The organism is Lentzea roselyniae (genome assembly GCF_039537795.1).
Lineage (GTDB): Bacteria > Actinomycetota > Actinomycetes > Mycobacteriales > Pseudonocardiaceae > Lentzea > Lentzea atacamensis.
Map to the genome: position 1 here is coordinate 60,761 of NZ_BAABBE010000029.1, position 16,602 is coordinate 77,362.

The window sequence follows — 16,602 nt, forward strand, 5'->3', positions numbered from 1 at the left end:
TCTCACCTGCGGCACAGAGGTGTCCGCAGGTGAGAGCGCCAGACCCCCTCGGTCCGGCCTAGATGGTGTAACCGTGCGCGGGAAGCCCGTTCTGCCCGATGATCCGGGACAGCGTGGCCGCGCTTTCCTTCACCGTGCGCTGCTGCGTTTCGAAGTCGACGTGCACGATCCCGAACCGCTGCGAGTACCCGGCCGCCCACTCGAAGTTGTCGAGCAGCGACCACGCGAGGTAGCCGCGGACGTCGGCGCCTTCCGAGATCGCCCGGTGCACCGCGCGCACGTGGTCCACCAGGTACTTGGTCCGCTCGACGTCGGCCACGCGGCCCATCGGGTCGACGACGTCGGGGAACGCTGACCCGTTCTCCGTGACCACCAGCGGCACTCCGCCGGCGTCGCGGGACAGCCGCACCAGCAGCTCGGTGAACGCGTCGGCGTTCTGCTCCCACCCGAACCCGGTCAGCTCACCCCGCGGAGGCTGGATGGATGCGCCGCGCAGGCCCGCGTGCGGCCCGGCCGGCACGAAGTCCGGGTCGGCCGGCGCGACGCGCGTCGGGCTGTAGTAGTTCACGCCGATCCAGTCGATCGGGGTCGCGATGGTCTCCATGTCGCCGTCGCGCACCACGTTCGTCCAGTCGCCCAGCCACGACGTGTCCTGCAGGACGTCGAGCGGGTAGCCGCGGCCGCAGATCGGGTCGAGCAGGATGCGGTTCTGCAACCCGTCGACCTTGCGCACGGCATCTTGGGAAGCGGCTGAGTCGTCCTCACCCCAGACGGTGCTGAAGTTCAGCACGATCGACAGCCGGTGCGACTCGGGTGCCTGCGCCCGCAACGCCTGCGTGGCGAGGCCGTGGGCCAGCAGCAGGTGGTGCGCCGCTTCCAGGGACGCCACCGCGTCGGTGACGCCCGGCGCGTGGATTCCGTTGCCGTAGCCCAGGAACGCCGACACCCACGGCTCGTTCAGCGTCGTCCAGGCCTGCACCCGGTCACCGAGCCGGTCGTGCACGATGGCGGCGTAGTCGGCGAAGCGGTAGGCGGTGTCCCGGTTGCGCCAGCCGCCGAAGTCCTCCAGGACCTGCGGCAGGTCCCAGTGGTACAGCGTCACCAGCGGCTGGATGTTCTTCTCCAGCAACGAGTCCACGAGGCGGTCGTAGAACGCGAGACCCCGCTCCTCCACCGCACCGCTGCCGGTGGGCTGGATTCTTGGCCACGCGACGGAGAACCGGTACGCAGCGAGGCCAAGTGAGGACATCAGGTCCACATCGGACTCGTACCGGTTGTAGTGGTCGCAGGCCGGGTTACCCGTGTCGCCGGCCAGCACCTTGCCGGGCGTCGCCGCGAACGTGTCCCAGATCGACGCACCGCGACCGTCCACTGTGGTCGAGCCCTCGATCTGAAACGCCGCGGTTGCCGCTCCCCACAGGAAGTCCGGTGGGAAGGTCAGCACCTCCTGCCCGACCTCGACCTCCGAGTCGGTCGTCATTCACTCATCCCTTCACCGCGCCCTGCATGATGCCGCCGACGATCTGGCGCGACAGCAGGACGAAGATCGCGATCACCGGCAGCACCGCGAGCGAGGCACCGGCGAGCATCAACGAGTAGTCGGTGTAGTAACCGCTGGCCAATGTGGACAGCGCCACCTGCACCGTCGGGCTGTCGTTGGGATCCAGCACGATCAACGGCCAGAAGAAGTCGTTCCAGGCCGTCATGAACGTGAACATGCCGAGCACCGCCGCCTGTGGCCGCACCGCGGGGAAGCCGACGTGCCAGAACGTCCGCAGCACCGAACAGCCGTCCATGCGCGCCGCCTCGATCAGCTCGAACGGCACGGTCTCCTCGCACGCCTGGCGCATCCAGAAGACGGCGAACGACCCGATCAGCGCCGGCACGATCACCGCCTGCAGCGTGCCGTACCAGTCGAGGTCGGACATCAGCATGTACAGCGGGATCACGCCGAGCTGCGTCGGCACCATGGCGGTGCCGAGCACCACGAGGAACAGCGTGTCACGTCCCTTGAACCGCAGCCGCGCGAACGCGAACCCGGCGAGCGTGCCCAGCACGACGTTCGAGATCGCGACGGTCGCCGCCACGACGAACGAGTTCTGCATGGCGAGCCAGAAGTCGACGGTGTCGAAGACCCGCGTGATGTTCTCGACCAGGTTGCCGCCGGGGACCAGCGGCGGCATCTTCTCGCCGAGGACCGAGTTGTCCTTCGACGCCACGATGAACGAGTAGTACAGCGGGAACACCGAGGCCGCCAGCACGGCGACCAGGAACCCGTAGAGCAGAGGGCCTGCCTTCGCGTTCTTCATGATCACCCCTTGCCCGCGATGCGCCGCGTCAGCGAGAAGTTGACGATCGCGACCAGCACGACGACCAGGAACAGCATCCACGCGACGGTGGCCGCGTAACCCGCGTCGAACAGCCGGAAACCCTTCTCGTACATGTAGAGCACCAGCGTCTGGAACTGCCGGTCGGACCCGCCGGTGGAGTTGTTGGCGGCGAAACCGGGGTCGAACAGCGCGGGCTCGGCGAACAGCTGCAGGCCACCGATCGTCGACGTCACCACGGTGAAGAGGATCGTCGGCCGGATCGACGGCACGGTGATCGACCAGAACATCCGCCAGCGCGACGCACCGTCCAAAGTGGCCGACTCGTACATGTCCTTCGGCACCGACTGCATCGCCGCCAAGTACAGCAGCGCGTTGTAGCCGGTCCAGCGCCACATGACCATCGTGGACACCGCGAGGTGCGACGCCCAGGTCTCCGCGCGCCAGTCGACCGGGTCGATGCCGACGAGGCCGAGCAGGAAGTTCACGATGCCGAAGTCACGGCCGAAGAACTGCGCGAACACCAGCGCCACCGCGGCGACCGAGATGACGTTGGGCAGCAGCACACCCGCGCGCCAGAACGCCCGTCCCCGCAACCCCCGGTCGAGCAGCGCGGCCAGGCCGAGCGCGGCCAGCAGCTGCGGCACCGTCGACAGGACGAACAGGCTGATCGTGTTGAACAGCGCGTTCCAGAAGTTGGCGTCGGCGAACAGCCGGACGTAGTTGTCGACACCGACGAACCCCTGGTTGCCGTCGATCAGCTGCCAGTCGTGCAGCGACACCCACGCCGTGTACACCAGCGGGTAGAGCCCGAAGATCGCGAACACCACGAAGAACGGCGCGACGATCAGGTACGGCGTGTACTTCGCGTCCCAGTGGTTCAGCCGGAAGCGCTTCGATTGGCCAGAAGAAGGAACCGAGGCGGCCGGGGCCACCTCGGTCTCCGTGCGGACAGCCGTCACTTGGCGGCGTCCTGCGCTTCCTTCAACGCCTGCGCCCACGCCTCGGCGGCAGACTGCTTGCCCTGCTCGACGCGGGTGAGCGCCGTGCCGAACACCGGTCCGACCTTCGAGTCCTTGGTGCCGCGGTAGGTCGGCTTCAGCGACTCGGCGGAGGTCGCGAAGATCTGCCCCACCGGCGCCTTGTTGAAGTACTCGTTGACGGTCGCCTGCACCTCGGCGTCCTGGTAGACCTTCGGCTGGCTCGGCAGGTTGCCGGTCTCCTTGAAGATCCGCTTCTGCTGCTCGGGCGCCGTCAGCCACTTGGCCAGCTCGTAGGCCTCTTTGGGGTGCTTGCTCTGCTTGGGAATCGCGAGGAACGAGCCACCCCAGTTGCCGCCACCGCCGGGCGCCGTCGTCACGTCCCACTTCCCGGCCGCCGCGTCACCGGCACCGGCCTTGATCAGCGCGAGCGCCCAGGCCGGGCACGTCGTGGTGGCGAACGACCCCTGCTTCAGCGCGACGTTCCACTCCTGGCTGAACGGCTCGAGCGCACCGGTCTGGCCCTTGGTGCCGAGCGCCGCCGCCGTGTCGAACGCCGTCTTGACCTTGTCGTTCTTCTCCGCGATGTACGAGTCGTCCTTCGCGAAGTAGCCCTCCTCGGTCTGGTCGAGGATCGCCTTGTAGACGTTGCGGCCGGTGTCGACGAACTTCACGTTCGGCGTCCTCGCCGTGAACTGGTCGGCGACCTTCGCGTAGTCGGCCCACGACGGCCAGAGCTTCGCGACCTCCTTGCGGTCGGTCGGCAGCCCGGCCGCCTCGAACAGGTCGCGCCGGTAGCAGAGCCCGAGGCTGCCCATGTCCGTGCCCAGCCCGAGCACGAACTCGCCGCCGTCCGCGGTGCCCTGGTTCCACTTCCAGCCGGCCCACTGGTCCTTGAGGTCCTTCGCCCCGTACTCGGCGAGGTTCACGAACTTGTCCTTGGAAGCCCGGAACTGGCTCACCACGCCCTCTTCGAGAGCGACGATGTCCGCCGCACCACGCCCACCCGCGAGCTGGGTCGCGAGCTGCGTGTTGTGCTGTTCCATCTTGACCTTGCGCTGCTCGATCTTGATGTTCGGGTGCGAGGCCATGTACTCCTCGATGAGCTTGTCGTACCCGAAGTCGGAGAACAGGCCCAGCGACAGCTCGACCTTGCCGTCAGCCCCGGAACTCCCGCCGCACCCCGCGGCCAGAACCATCACGAGGGTCGCAGCGACGCTGCCGACCAGACTTCTGCTCATCCGTCCTCCTCGACGGGCGGCGCCATGGGCGCTGCTGACAGTGGTGAGAGCGCTCTCACACTCAACCGGAGAGGCGCGGGTGTCAAGCGGTCGACATCGTTCCGTAACTTTGTGGAGGGTGGCAACAAAAAGCTGTGCCGGAACTGCGAGCGTCTCGGTTCGGCGGCCGCGGGCCTGGTGGAGACGACGAAGAGGGACGACCGGGCCCTCGCTCCGGTCGTCCCTCACCCCAGGTAAAGGGGTTTTCTGGCCGAAAGTGACGCGCGCGGCCAAATTTTTTTCCGCAACTTTCGGTTGAGATGTGGCTGCAGCGGGTAACGGCCCGCACCGTGAAGTACAGCGGAGGCCCGGTGCCCCGACAGCACCGGACCTCCACCGATCCCCCGGCCGCGCGGCCCCTGCTTCCGCGCGACCGAACCCGCCTGACCCGACGGCCCCCGACAGCCTGGGCCAGGCGTGGCGTCCTACGCCTCCGCCATGCCCGCGACCACGGAGTTCCTGGCCGCGCGGCGGGCCGGCAGAGCGGCGGCGATGATCGCCGCGACCACGGCCAGGCCCAGCATGATCCCGATCTGGCCGAACGGGACGGAGAAGCTGATCTGGAACTCCGAGTTGGAGATCGCCTCGACCAGCAGCCACCCGAACCCGGCGCCGAGCAGGACGCCGACGACCGCGCCGATCAGGGCCATCAGGATCGACTCGACCACCAGCATCTGCCGCAGCTGGCCCCGGGTGAGGCCCAGGGCCCGCAGCAGAGCGGACTCGCGGGTGCGTTCCAGGACCGAGAGCGTCAGCGTGTTCGCGATGCCGAACAGGGCGATGATCAGCGCCAGGCCGACGAGGGCCCAGATGAACAGCAGCACCTGGTCGATCTGCGCGTTCAGCTCCGCCTTGGTCTCGGCCGCGGAGTTCAGCACCGCGACCGGCGACGTGGCGATGACGCGTTCCAGGTCGGCGCGGGCGGCCGTGATGTCGGTGCCCGGCGCGAGCTTGACCAGCAGCTTCTGGTAGCCCTTCGGAGCTTCCTTCAGCAGCGACTGCGCCGAGGACAGCGTCACGATGCCGGCGCCGTAGCTGTTGCCCTTGATCAGCGCGACGACCTTGAAGTCCTTGTCGTTGATCTTCAACGTCGACCCGATCGAGAGGCCCGAGTCCTTGGCGTCCTTCTCGCGCAGGGCGATCTCGTTGTCCTTGAGCCCGGTCAGCGTGCCGCCGGCCAGTTCGGGACGGACGAGGGAACCGAGGGCGTCGGCCGGGTAGCCGGTGACGTCGGCGTACTTGAGCTTGTCGGACTCGCCGTAGGCCTGGACCTCCGGCGCGATCTTCGCGACGTTCTTCACCTTGGCGAGCTCGTCGGTGAACTTCTGGGTCAGCGGTTGGCTGTAGACGTTCGAGCTGACCTCGTAGTCGGCCGGGAAGCGCTTGTCCACCTGCTGGTTCATGGTTTCGCGGCCGCTGCCGGCCACGACCGTCACCATCGCGACGATGGTCACGCCGATCATCAGCGCCGCGGTGGTGGCGGCGGTGCGCTTCGGGTTGCGGCCCGCGTTGGCCGAGGCCAGCTTGGACGGGACGCCGCGCAGCGCCTTGCCGAACAGGCGGTTGATCGGGCCCACGTACAGCGGGCCGACCAGCAGGACCGCGAGCAGCAGCACCATCGTGGCGCCGCCGGTGATGAACATCGCGGGCTCTTCCTTCTCCTGCTGCAGGCCGAAGTAGACCGCGGCGCCACCGATCAGCGCGATCAGCGTCGCGACGATGATCCGGACCTTGCCGGTGCGGGCCACGTCGTCGTGGCTGTCCGGCTGCGAGCGCAGGGCGGCCACCGGGGCGACCTTCGTGGCGCGGCGCGCCGGCAGCACGGCCGACAGCACGGTCACGATCACGCCGACGCCGAAGCCGGCGGCGATGGTCACCCACGAGATCGGCAGGCGGATCTGGACGTCACCCGCGTTGGGGCCGTCGAACGAACCCACCAGCGCCTGCAGGCCCGCGGAGACGCCGAGTCCGCCGAGTATGCCCAGTACGGACGCCGCGAGGCCCATGAAGACCGCTTCGGCGAGCACGCTGCGGAACACCTGGCCGCGTTCCGCGCCGACGCAGCGCAGCAGGGCGAGCTCCTTCGTGCGCTGGGCGACGAGGATCGTGAAGGTGTTGTAGATGACCATGCCCGCGACGACGAGCGAGATGGCCGCGAACGCGAGCAGAAACGTCTTGATCTCGCCGGCGGCGTCACCGACCTGGGCCAGCGTCGCCTGGGTCAGCTGCTCACCGGTCTGCACCTTGTAGCCCGAGCCGATGGCCTTGTTGATGTTGTCGACGAGCTGCTGCTGCGTCACGCCGTCCTTGGCGACGGCCACGATCTCGTAGATGCGCTGGTCCGGGATGACCGAGCGCAGGCCCTCCGGCGACACCACGACGTGGTCGCTGCCGGACATGGAGATGCTGCTGGCGCCCTGCTGGTAGGTGCCGACGATCGTGAACGAGTGCTCGGCGTTGTCCCTGTCGAGCAGCTCGAGCTTGTCGCCGACTTTGAGCTTCGCGATCTCCGCGGTCTTCACGTCGATCGCGGCCTCGTCGGCCTTGGCCGGGAACCTGCCGTCCTTGAGGTTGAAGTCGCGGAGCTTCTCCGTCGTCGGCAGCGGCTGGACCAGCGCGTTGCGCGCCTTGTTGTCGCTGCCGAGCAGTGCCGCGCTGCCGAACTCACGGGAGTCCGCACCCGCCACCCCGGACGTCGAGCGGACCTTCTGCAGGACGTCGGCGGGGATGCCCTTCTCCATCTGCGGACTGTTGTCCTGCAGGTGCACCGCGGCGTCGACGTTGCGGGCGCTGCGGGCGAAGTTGTCCCTGGTCTGAGCCTCGACGGCGTCGCCGAGCACGAGCGTGCCCGTCACGAACGCGACGCCGAGCGCGATGGCGATGCTGGACAGCACCAGCCGCGCCGTGCGGGCACGCAGGCCCGCGAGGATCGTCTTCAGCATCTACCTCACGCCCCCAGGTGCGTGAGAGCGTTGACGACGGACTCGGTGGTGGGCTGGTGGATCTCGCCGGCGAGGCGGCCGTCGGCCAGCAGCACCACGCGGTCCGCGTAGCTCGCGGCCACCGGGTCGTGCGTCACCATGATCACGGTCTGGCCCAGCTTGCGGACCGACATGCGCAGGAAGTCGAGGACCTCGGCACCGCTGCGGGAGTCCAGGTTGCCGGTCGGCTCGTCGGCGAAGATGACCTCGGGACGGGCGACCAGGGCGCGGGCACACGCCACGCGCTGCTGCTGGCCACCGGACAGCTCGGTCGGGCGGTGGGTCAGGCGGTCGCGCAGGCCGAGGACGTTGACGATCGTGTCGAACCACTGCTTGTCGGGCTTGCGGCCGGCGAGCTCGAGCCCGAGCAGGATGTTCTGCTCGGCGGTCAGCGTCGGCAGCAGGTTGAAGGCCTGGAACACGAAGCCGACGCGGTCGCGGCGCAGCTTGGTCAGGTCCTTGTCGTTGAGCTTGGTGATCTCGGTCTGTCCGATGTGGATCGTGCCGCCGTCCACCGTGTCCAGTCCCGCGAGGCAGTGCATCAGCGTGGACTTGCCGGAGCCGGACGGGCCCATGATCGCGGTGAACCGGCCGGCCTGGAAGGCGACGTCGATGCCGTCGAGCGCCCGCACGGCGGTGTCACCCTTGCCGTAGATCTTGACCAGGTTGTGGGCCGCCGCCGCGGTCGTGCCGACTGCGCCCACTTCGGACACCAGTGCAGACATGTCGCTTGCCTTCCTCACAGGGGATGTTCCTTGACGAGGAAGAAGCTATGAGTCAGCTGAGTGCGCGGACATCAACTCCGCGACGCGTTGCACATCAGCCTGAGGTATGACAACCAGGCCTATTCCAGCAGACCCCGGTCGTACGCGATGGCCACCGCCTCCGCACGCCGGGAGGCCCCCAGCTTCGCCATGATCCGGGAAAGGTGCACGGAAACGGTCTTCTCGCTGATGTACAGCTCCTCGCCGACCTCGCGGTTCGTCCGTCCGGACGCGACCAGTGCGAGCACCGCGCGTTCGCGAGGGGTGAAGAGGTCGAGGTGCTCCCGCGCGGGTTCGTCCGCCCTGAGGGTGATGCGGGCCCGCTTGGCGCACGACGCCACGGCTTCCTGCAGCGGCACGGCCTTGAGCCTGGTCGCCACCTCGTCGGCGAGGCGCAGCTGTTCCGCGGCTTCGTCGCGGTGGTTCTCCTTGGCCTCCGCGCCCAGCAACGCCTCCGCGAGCCGCCACCGGCACAGCGCCTGCTCGAAGACCAGGCCGTAGCCGAACCCGTCGACGGCCTTCCGCCACAGCTCCGGGTCGCCGGGACCCTGGAGCCGGGACTCCTCGGCGTTGGCGCGGGCCAGCCAGGCGCGTCCTTCCGGCCCGAGTGTGCCGGCGCGCGGCTTGCCGTTCCGCGCGGTCAGCCGCACGTGCTCGGCGAGCTTGCGGCCCGCTTCGACGGCGTTCTCCTCGGCCTCGGTGTCCCGCTTGCGACGTGCCTTCGCGGCGACGTCCGCGTACGCCGCGATGCCGATCGCGCCGATCCGGATGTCCGCGAGCACCCAGGGGCCGCCGAGCTTGCGAGTCCACTCCAGCGCGTCCGTGACCCGCTCGACGGCGAGCTCAGGCCTGCCGCGCCACAGCGCGACCTCCGCGCCCGTGCCACCGGTGATCAGCGCGATCTGGATGTCGCGGTGCCAGTCGCTGCGCAGCTTCGTGATCAGCCGCTCGGTCTCGGCCAGCTCGCCCCGCCCGACCGTGAGGTGCGTGCGCGCCGCCGCCAGCCGGGCCAGCACCGTCGACGACACGGACATGCCGGGCGGCTCGCTGGCCCACGCCGCGTAGTCCCAGTCGCCGATGTAGTAGTGCACCAGCAACTGCAGGATGCGGATCTCCAGCCCGAACATGCTCCAGGTCAGGCCGGTCTCCTTGGCCCGGTTGCCCGCCTCGTTGAACACGCGGGCTGCCTCGGCCAGTTCACCCTGGTCGTAGTGCATCAGGCCGTAGTAGTACCAAGCCCTCAGTTCGTTGTTGAACGCGCCGACCTCACGCGCGCTCTTGATCGCGCGCTCGAAGCTCTCCTTGGCCTCGGCGTGCCGCATCGCGTGGTCGTCGAGGATGGCCAGCGTGCCCAGCGCGTCGGCGACCGCGCCGGGAGCGTTCGCCGTCCTGCCGTCCGCGATCGCCAGCTCGGCGGCCTCGCGTGCGGCGGCGTCCTTGCGTTGCTGGCGCAGCGACGACGCCTTGCCCGCCAGCACACGGGCGCGGGTGGGACTGGGTTCGCGGTCGTACACGAGGTCGAGCGCCTTCGCGATGACCGTGAAGTGCTCCTCCTCGTTGCCGTCCAGGATCGACAACGCCTGCGCGAGCCGCAGCCACACCTCGGCTGCTTCCTCCGGCGTCTGCTCGGAGGTGAGAGCCTTGGTGGCGCTGCGGGCGAACGCGACGGCCCGCTCCGGCTGCCCGGCCGTGCCCGCGACCCAGGAGGCCCGCCTCAGCAGCACCGCCTCGTCCACATCGGACGGACGGTCGGCCGCCGGCACCGCGTTCCACAGGTTGAGCGCCTTTTCCAGGTACCGCAACGACTCCGCGGGCGCACCGGCGCGTTCAGCCTCCTTGGCCGCCTTGATCGAGGCCCTCAACGCCTGCGGCAGGTCGTGGCTCTGGAAGGCGTGGTGCGCGAGGGCTGCCGCGGCACCGCGTTCGTCCAGGTGCTCTGCCAGGTAACGGGCATAGGCGGCATGCAGCCGCACCCGCTCGCCCGGCAGCAGGTCTCCGTACACGGCCTCCCTGAGCAGGGCGTGCCGGAAGATGTAGACCTCGTCGTCGTTCACGACGAGCAGGTGGTGCTGGACGAGCTCGCGCAACGCGGTGTCGAGGTCGACGTCGGACAGGCCCGCGACCTCGCGGAGCCGGTCGTGCCGGACCCGGCGGCCCCGCACCGAGGCGACGCGCACCACGTGCTGGGCTTGCGGGCTGAGGCGTTCCACGCGGCTGAGGAGCACGTCGGCCAGCGCGGACGGCAACGACGACCGGTCGTCGCAGGTGGCCACCGCGATGAGCTCTTCCGCGAAGAAGGCGTTGCCCTCCGAACGTTCCGCGACCTGCTGGACGACGTCCTCGGGCAGGTCGTCGGACAGCGCCTCGACGAACCGGCGGGCGTCCGCCGCGTTGAACGGCGAGAGGTCGAGGCGTTCCACCGCGGGCAGCCGGACCAACTCGGACAGCAAGGGCCGCAACGGATGGCTGCGGTGCAGGTCGTCCGCGCGGTAGGTGCAGACGACCAGCAGGCGCTGGGAACGCAGGCGGGACAACAGGAACGACAGCAGGTACCGCGTGGAGGCGTCCGCCCAGTGCAGGTCCTCGACGACGAGCAGCACGCGCTGGCGTTCGGAGAGGTCGCCGAGCAGTCCCAGCACGGCGTCGAACAGCTGGAGCTGACCGACGTCCTGCTCCGGCCTGCGTCCGGGGAGGAGGCCGGGCGCGGTCATGCCCTCGGTGCCGGGCTCCCGTTCGGCGGGAAGTGCCAGCTGGGGCAGCAACATCGCGAGCGCCGGGCGGTTCGTGATGTCCTTGAGGGTGCCGAGCGCCTCCGCGAACGGCAGGTACGGCAGGCCGGTCTCGCCCGCGTCGAGGCACCGTCCCATGAGGACGAGCGTGTCCTCGGCGCTGGCGGCCAGTTCGTCGATCAGCCGCGTCTTGCCGACACCCGCGTCGCCCGCCAGCAGCACCGCCCCCGCGGTGCCCTCACCAGCCCGAGCCAGCGCGGCGCGCAACCGGTCCAGCTCGCGGTCGCGCGCGACCAACGGGATTCCTGAACCGAGGCGTGCCACGAGTGGCATGCTCGCACATGTCATGCGCCGGTGCCGCCGGCTTTCGCAGTCGTGGGGTGGATCACTCGCCGCAGCCACGACGGCAGCGGGCCGTGCGACCGCTGCCAGTTGCAACGAGCGTTGCCGCGCCGGTACTCGATCTCCGCCTTGATCGCCTCAGGGGTCCATTCCGTCATGACCACGAGGTTCGTCCTGAGGCCTCACCTCAGGCATCGGGCGATCACGCAGTCCTGCCCGGCGAACCCCTTACCCCACCGTCACCGCGCGGGCTCTGGCCAGGCGAGCCCTCACCCCGTCCGCCTCGGAGGCTCCCAGCTCGGTGAACAACGCGAGCGCCCGCTGCCAGTGCGCCGCCGCCCCCGCCGCGCCGAGCCGGTCGAACACCGCCGCCAGCCGGTCGTGTGCCAGCGCCTGGTGGTACGGCGACACCGCGTCGCACGCCACCGCCAGCGCCAGGCGAGCCGATGACAACGCGCCGTCGGTGTCGCCGGTCTCCAGCAACGCCGTGGAGATGTCGACGTGGCACGACGCCTCGCCGCACTGTTCGCCCACCTCGTGGTACATCCGCAGGGCGACCCGCAGCCAGGGCATCGCGTCGTCGAAGCGCTGCGTCGTCAGGTACAGGACCCCGAGGTGGTGGTGGGCGTTGGCCTCGGCCCACTTCGACCCGGCGACCCGCGAGATCTCCATGGCCTCGCGGTAGTGCGCCTCGGCCTCGGCGGCACGACCGAGGTCCTGCAGCGTGCCGGCGATCGTGGTCAGCGCTCGGGCCTGCTGGTGCACGTCTCCCTTGCGGCGGGCCACTTCCAGGGCGCCGCGCTGGGCGTGCAGAGCCTCGTCGTGCCGTTCCAGCTGCACCAACGCCACGCCCAGGTTGAACTGCATGACGAACCGGGCGTCGTCGTCGTTCAGCGCTGTGGCGGCCTGCAACGCGGCTTCCGTGATGCGCAACGAGGTTTCGCGCTCCGTTCGCAGCCACAGGTACCGCGACAACGTGTACGGCAGCTGCCAGGCGTGGACGTGCCAGCCGGCGGCGAAGGCGAGTTCCGTGGCCGCGATCAGGTTGGCGCGTTCGGCGTCGAACCACGCCATCGCGTCCGCCGCACCGGACAGCGCCGGCACGTGGACCGGGCGGTGCTCCGGCGCCACCAGGACGCTGCCGCGGTTGATCGGGAGCATGCCGTCGGCCAGGTCCGCGCAGTGCAGGTAGTAGTCGAGCATGCGACCGGTGGCGGTACGGCGTTCCGGTTCGGAGAGCTCGCCGGCCAGGGTCTTGGTGTAGACGCGGACCATGTCGTGGGCCACGTACCGGCCGGGCTCGCCGACGGACAGCAGGTTGGCGGCGGTCAGCGCGTCCAGGGCCCGCTGGGCTTCCGTCAGCGGGACGTCACCCATCGCCGCGACGACGTGGGTGCTGAGGTCCGCGCCGGGGTGCAGGCCGATGATCGCGAGCAACCGGGACGGCAGCGGCGGCAGAGCACGGCGTGAGGCGTCCAGAGCGGCTCTTACGGTGCCCTCACCGTCCTCCAGGCCGAGTGCGGCGAGCCGTCCGTGCTCGTCCTGCAGCTCCTCGACGAGCTCGGCCACGCGCAAACGAGGGGACACGGCGAGCCGGGCGGCGGCGATGCGCAACGCCAGCGGCAGCCCGTCGCACAGCTCGGCCAGCTCGCGGAAGGCGTGCGTCTCGATGTCCGAGCGTCCGGCGATGCGGCCCAGGACGTCCACGGCGGCGTCCTGGTCGAGCATGTCGAGCTCGATCAGCTTGGCCTCGACCTGGGCGACCAGGCCGACCAGGCGGCGGCGCGAGGTCACCACGACGCACGAGGGCGCGCCGGGCAGCAACGGCAGCAGGTCGGCTGAGCTGCGGACGTTGTCCAGCATCACCAGCATGCGGCGATCGGCCAGCAGCGTCCGCAGCAGGGCAGAGCGTTCGTCCACCGAGACGGGGGTGTCGCCGGCCGGCACACCGAGGGCGCGCAGGAACCGGTTGAGCACCTCACCGATCTCCAGCGGCTCCCGGTTCGGGTCGTAGCCGTGGACGTCGACGTAGAGCTGGCCGTCCGGGAACTCGTCGCGCACCCGGTGCGACCAGTGCAGCGCGAGCGCCGTCTTGCCCACACCCGCAGGACCGGTCACGAGCAGCACCGGGCCGTCGTGATCACGCAGCAGCGCGTCCATGTGCGCCTGCTCGGCGTCCCTGCCGATCAACGCGACGGGAGCACGCGGGAGCTGCGCGGGAATCGTCACCGGCGCGGGTTCCGGGGCGGCTGCCTGCGGGGGCACGCGCACCGGCGGGCGTTCCGGCTCCGGGCTGTCGCCCGCCAGCACGGCCTGGTGCACGCGGCGCAGTTCGGGGCCGGGCTCGACCCCCAGCTCCTCGATCAGCACGCGACGGGCCTCGCGGTAGGCGGCCAGGGCCTCCGCCTGCCGGCCGGCCTGGACCAGCGCGCGCATCAGCAGGCCGTGGCCGCGTTCGCGCAACGGGTGCTCGGCGACCATCGAGGTCAGCTGGGACACCAGCTCGGGTCCCTGTCCGATCGCCAGGCCCAGTTCGGCGCGTTCCTCCAGCACAGCCAGGCGGCGTTCCACGAGACGACCGCGTTCGACGTCGGCGAAGAGGCCGGAGACACCGCCAAGGGGCTCGGCGCGGAACAACGCGAGGGCGTCGTCCAGCTCGACCGCGGCTCCGGCGAGATCACCCGCCGCGCGCATGCGGTTCGCGAGCAGGACCTGACGTTCGAACACATCGAGGTCCAGCGCTCCGGACTCGACGCGCAACAGGTAGCCGTCGCCGACCGACGTCAGCAGCTCGGCCGGGGCCCGGCGAGCGCGGGCCGGCTCCAGCGCTCTGCGCAGTCCGGCCACGTAGGTCTGGACCAAATTCACCGCGCTGGAGGGCACGTTGTCGCCCCAGACCGCCTCGATGATCTGCCCGCGGCTGACCGGTGTGTTGCGCGCCAGCAGGAGCACCGCGAGGACGGCGCGCTGCTTCGCCGCACCGAGATCAACCTCTTGACCTGCGCGAACGACTCGGAGAAGGCCGAGAACCTCGAACCGCAGGGGCTCCTCGCCGTGCGTCACCGACCTGTCCTTCGCCTGGTGGTCACCTGGAGCTTGAAGATCACTTCAGTCGGGCTCCAGTCGTGCTGTAGAAGGCATTCTTACGCTTAGCGTGTCCAACCAACCACAGACGGCGAGATCAACGGAAACCGAGATCGAGCAGTCGGAGCAGGTTGGACCGGACAGCGGAACACCCGCTGCTCCCCATGATCGACGTGGGCCGGCCGGCGTGCAAGGGGCATCCAGCCCGCGGCGGCGGAACGCCGGCCGGCCCACGTCCCCTAACGCGAGAAGGCCCCCGGCTGGACTTCCAGCCGGGGGCCTTCTTCGTTCGGATCTGGATCAGCTGACAAAAGAGCCGGTCTTCGCGGCGGCGAGGAAGGTCTCCCATCCGGCGTCACCGAACCTCAACCGCGCCCCGTCCGCGTTCTTGCTGTCACGGACAGCCGCACCGGACGAGACGAGCGCGATCTCCACGCACTCGGGCCCACCGGCGGACGAACGGCTGCTCTTGCGCCAACGCAAGCTTTCCACTGTCTGTTCACTCCCGGTCGCAGTCACGCGAGAGTGCGAGCGATCTCGGTGATCAGGGTTGCTGATTCCCTCGGGCTCAGGGCGGAGTTCACCAGCCGCTCGAACATCTCGGCGTACCAATGGACGTCTGACTGTTGCTCCAGATAGACGCCGCTCCTTGTGCTTTCGATGTACACGACTTCGGGGTCGAGCTGCTCGGGAAAGCTCAGGATGACGAACGGGCCGTCCATCGCAGCGTGACCACCGGCGCTGAACGGCACGACCTGCATCGTGACGTTCGGCAGTGCACCGACTTCGAGAAGACGCGCCATCTGGGTGCGCATCACCCCGGCGCCGCCGACGAGCCTGCGCAGGGCCGCCTCGTCGATCACGACGTGCAGGCGCAACGGGTCGTCTTCGCTCAGCAAGGCCTGCCGTGCCTTGCGCAACCGGACTCGCCGGTCGATCTCCGCGGTGCTCGCACCCGGCAACACCTGGGAGATCAACGCCCTCGTGTACGCCTCGCACTGCAGCAGGCCCGGGATCATCAGTCCCTGGTAGGTCCTGATCGAGTCCGCGTCGGCCTCGTACCCCACGTAACGACCGGGCACGATGTCGCCGAACTCGTCCCACCACGCCTTGCGGCGGGCCTCCCTGGCCAGCTGGACCAGTTCGTCGAGGGTGACGGTGTCCGCACCGTAGGCGGTGAGCATGTCCCGCACGTCGCGCGGGCTCACCCCCACCCGGCCCGTCTCGATGCGGCTGATCTTGGAGGCAGAGCACTCCAGCCGCTCGCCGACCTCCTCGATCGTCAGCTCGGCCGCTTCGCGCAGTCGCCTGAGCTCGCTCACGAGCCGTCGCTTGCGCAGGGTCGGGCTGCTACCCCGTGGCATCCACACCTCCTGGTCCTGTCTCAGTTTGAGAGCAAAGGAGGTTGTCGCAAAGGGACGTCATCCATTCGTGTAGTGCAACTTGCAGATCGCAGTTGGGTCGCGCCAGGCTGCATGGGCTGCTTACGCAAGGACTGGAGCTCTGAGCCTGATGGCCGTCACGGTGTTCAGCCAACTGGACAAGTCGCTGCACTCACACCTGGCCACCCTCACCGAACTGGCTCAGCACGGCGACGACCAGACGGCCCTCGTGCTCGCCAGGGTAGAGCTGCCGAGGGTCGTCGCGGTGGTCAAGGCGCTGCTGGACGAGCACCAGCCCGACGAGCACGGCCGGTGCGCTACCTGCAAGCGCGGCTGGTTCTCCCGCAGGCTGCCCGCACCGTGCCGCGCCTATCTGTCGGCGCAGCTGATCCTGACCGTGGTGGGCCAGGAGACTTCACACGGCAAGCACCTGCGCTCGGTAGGCTGAATTTCGGAACTCGATAGTTCTTCAGTTCCTGGGCCGGCTCCGCACCCCCCGACCGGAGCCGGCTCGTCTGGCGCCGTGACCGTCGACCTTCACCGCGTCTCCGCCGCTCAGCAGGGCGCCTCGCGGCACCGGCCCCACGTTCGCAGCCAACCAAGATGAGAACGCGGGGCCGGCACCACGATGCACCCGTCTGACCGACGGATACGGAGCAAAGGCTGACGGTCACGGCGCCATGCCATCACCTCCAGTGACGTTACGGGTCAAGATCAACACGGTTGGCTGAAA

At 69.3% G+C, this 16,602-nt stretch carries 12 protein-coding genes; 1 reads left to right on the forward strand and 11 read right to left on the reverse strand.

Annotated features, from left to right (window positions below; translation table 11 throughout):
* Positions 1–58: 58 nt before the first annotated feature.
* The 11 genes from ABFX45_RS36500 to ABFX45_RS36550 all read right to left on the reverse strand — a co-directional run bounded on the left by ABFX45_RS36500 (position 59) and on the right by ABFX45_RS36550 (position 15,851).
* Complete coding sequence (locus ABFX45_RS36500; protein WP_346135109.1) at positions 59–1,480, reverse strand: GH1 family beta-glucosidase; 1,422 nt, start codon at positions 1,478–1,480, stop codon at positions 59–61.
* Between the two features lie 4 nt (positions 1,481–1,484).
* Entirely contained in the window at positions 1,485–2,309 is an 825-nt protein-coding gene (locus ABFX45_RS36505) for a carbohydrate ABC transporter permease (protein WP_109635069.1), read from the reverse strand.
* Between the two features lie 2 nt (positions 2,310–2,311).
* On the reverse strand, positions 2,312–3,211 hold the full coding sequence (locus tag ABFX45_RS36510) for a carbohydrate ABC transporter permease (protein WP_233439396.1): 900 nt from the start codon (positions 3,209–3,211) through the stop codon (positions 2,312–2,314).
* A gap of 74 nt (positions 3,212–3,285) precedes the next feature.
* Positions 3,286–4,548, reverse strand: coding sequence for an ABC transporter substrate-binding protein (locus ABFX45_RS36515; RefSeq protein WP_109633415.1), 1,263 nt, complete (start codon positions 4,546–4,548; stop codon positions 3,286–3,288).
* A gap of 464 nt (positions 4,549–5,012) precedes the next feature.
* Positions 5,013–7,529, reverse strand: a complete 2,517-nt coding sequence (locus ABFX45_RS36520) for an ABC transporter permease (RefSeq protein WP_346135112.1) — start codon at positions 7,527–7,529, stop codon at positions 5,013–5,015.
* A 5-nt stretch (positions 7,530–7,534) separates the two neighbouring features.
* Positions 7,535–8,293, reverse strand: a complete 759-nt coding sequence (locus ABFX45_RS36525; protein WP_109633419.1) for an ABC transporter ATP-binding protein — start codon at positions 8,291–8,293, stop codon at positions 7,535–7,537.
* Between the two features lie 119 nt (positions 8,294–8,412).
* The gene (locus tag ABFX45_RS36530; RefSeq protein ID WP_109633421.1) at positions 8,413–11,394 is read right to left on the reverse strand and encodes a helix-turn-helix transcriptional regulator; all 2,982 of its coding nucleotides are present in this window, start codon (positions 11,392–11,394) and stop codon (positions 8,413–8,415) included.
* 11 nt (positions 11,395–11,405) lie between these two features.
* Positions 11,406–11,561: a hypothetical protein gene (locus ABFX45_RS36535; protein WP_170154799.1), complete on the reverse strand. Its 156-nt coding sequence runs from the start codon at positions 11,559–11,561 to the stop codon at positions 11,406–11,408.
* A gap of 70 nt (positions 11,562–11,631) precedes the next feature.
* Positions 11,632–14,466, reverse strand: a complete 2,835-nt coding sequence (locus ABFX45_RS36540; RefSeq protein ID WP_109633423.1) for an AfsR/SARP family transcriptional regulator — start codon at positions 14,464–14,466, stop codon at positions 11,632–11,634.
* A gap of 321 nt (positions 14,467–14,787) precedes the next feature.
* On the reverse strand, positions 14,788–14,970 hold the full coding sequence (locus ABFX45_RS36545) for a DUF397 domain-containing protein (RefSeq protein WP_229812568.1): 183 nt from the start codon (positions 14,968–14,970) through the stop codon (positions 14,788–14,790).
* A 32-nt stretch (positions 14,971–15,002) separates the two neighbouring features.
* A complete protein-coding gene (locus ABFX45_RS36550) occupies positions 15,003–15,851 on the reverse strand; it encodes a helix-turn-helix domain-containing protein (RefSeq protein WP_109633428.1) in 849 nt (282 codons plus the stop codon).
* A 148-nt stretch (positions 15,852–15,999) separates the two neighbouring features.
* On the opposite strand from ABFX45_RS36550, the gene ABFX45_RS36555 reads away from it, so the two are divergent.
* Positions 16,000–16,317, forward strand: a complete 318-nt coding sequence (locus ABFX45_RS36555; RefSeq protein ID WP_112230486.1) for a hypothetical protein — start codon at positions 16,000–16,002, stop codon at positions 16,315–16,317.
* Positions 16,318–16,602 lie beyond the last annotated feature (285 nt).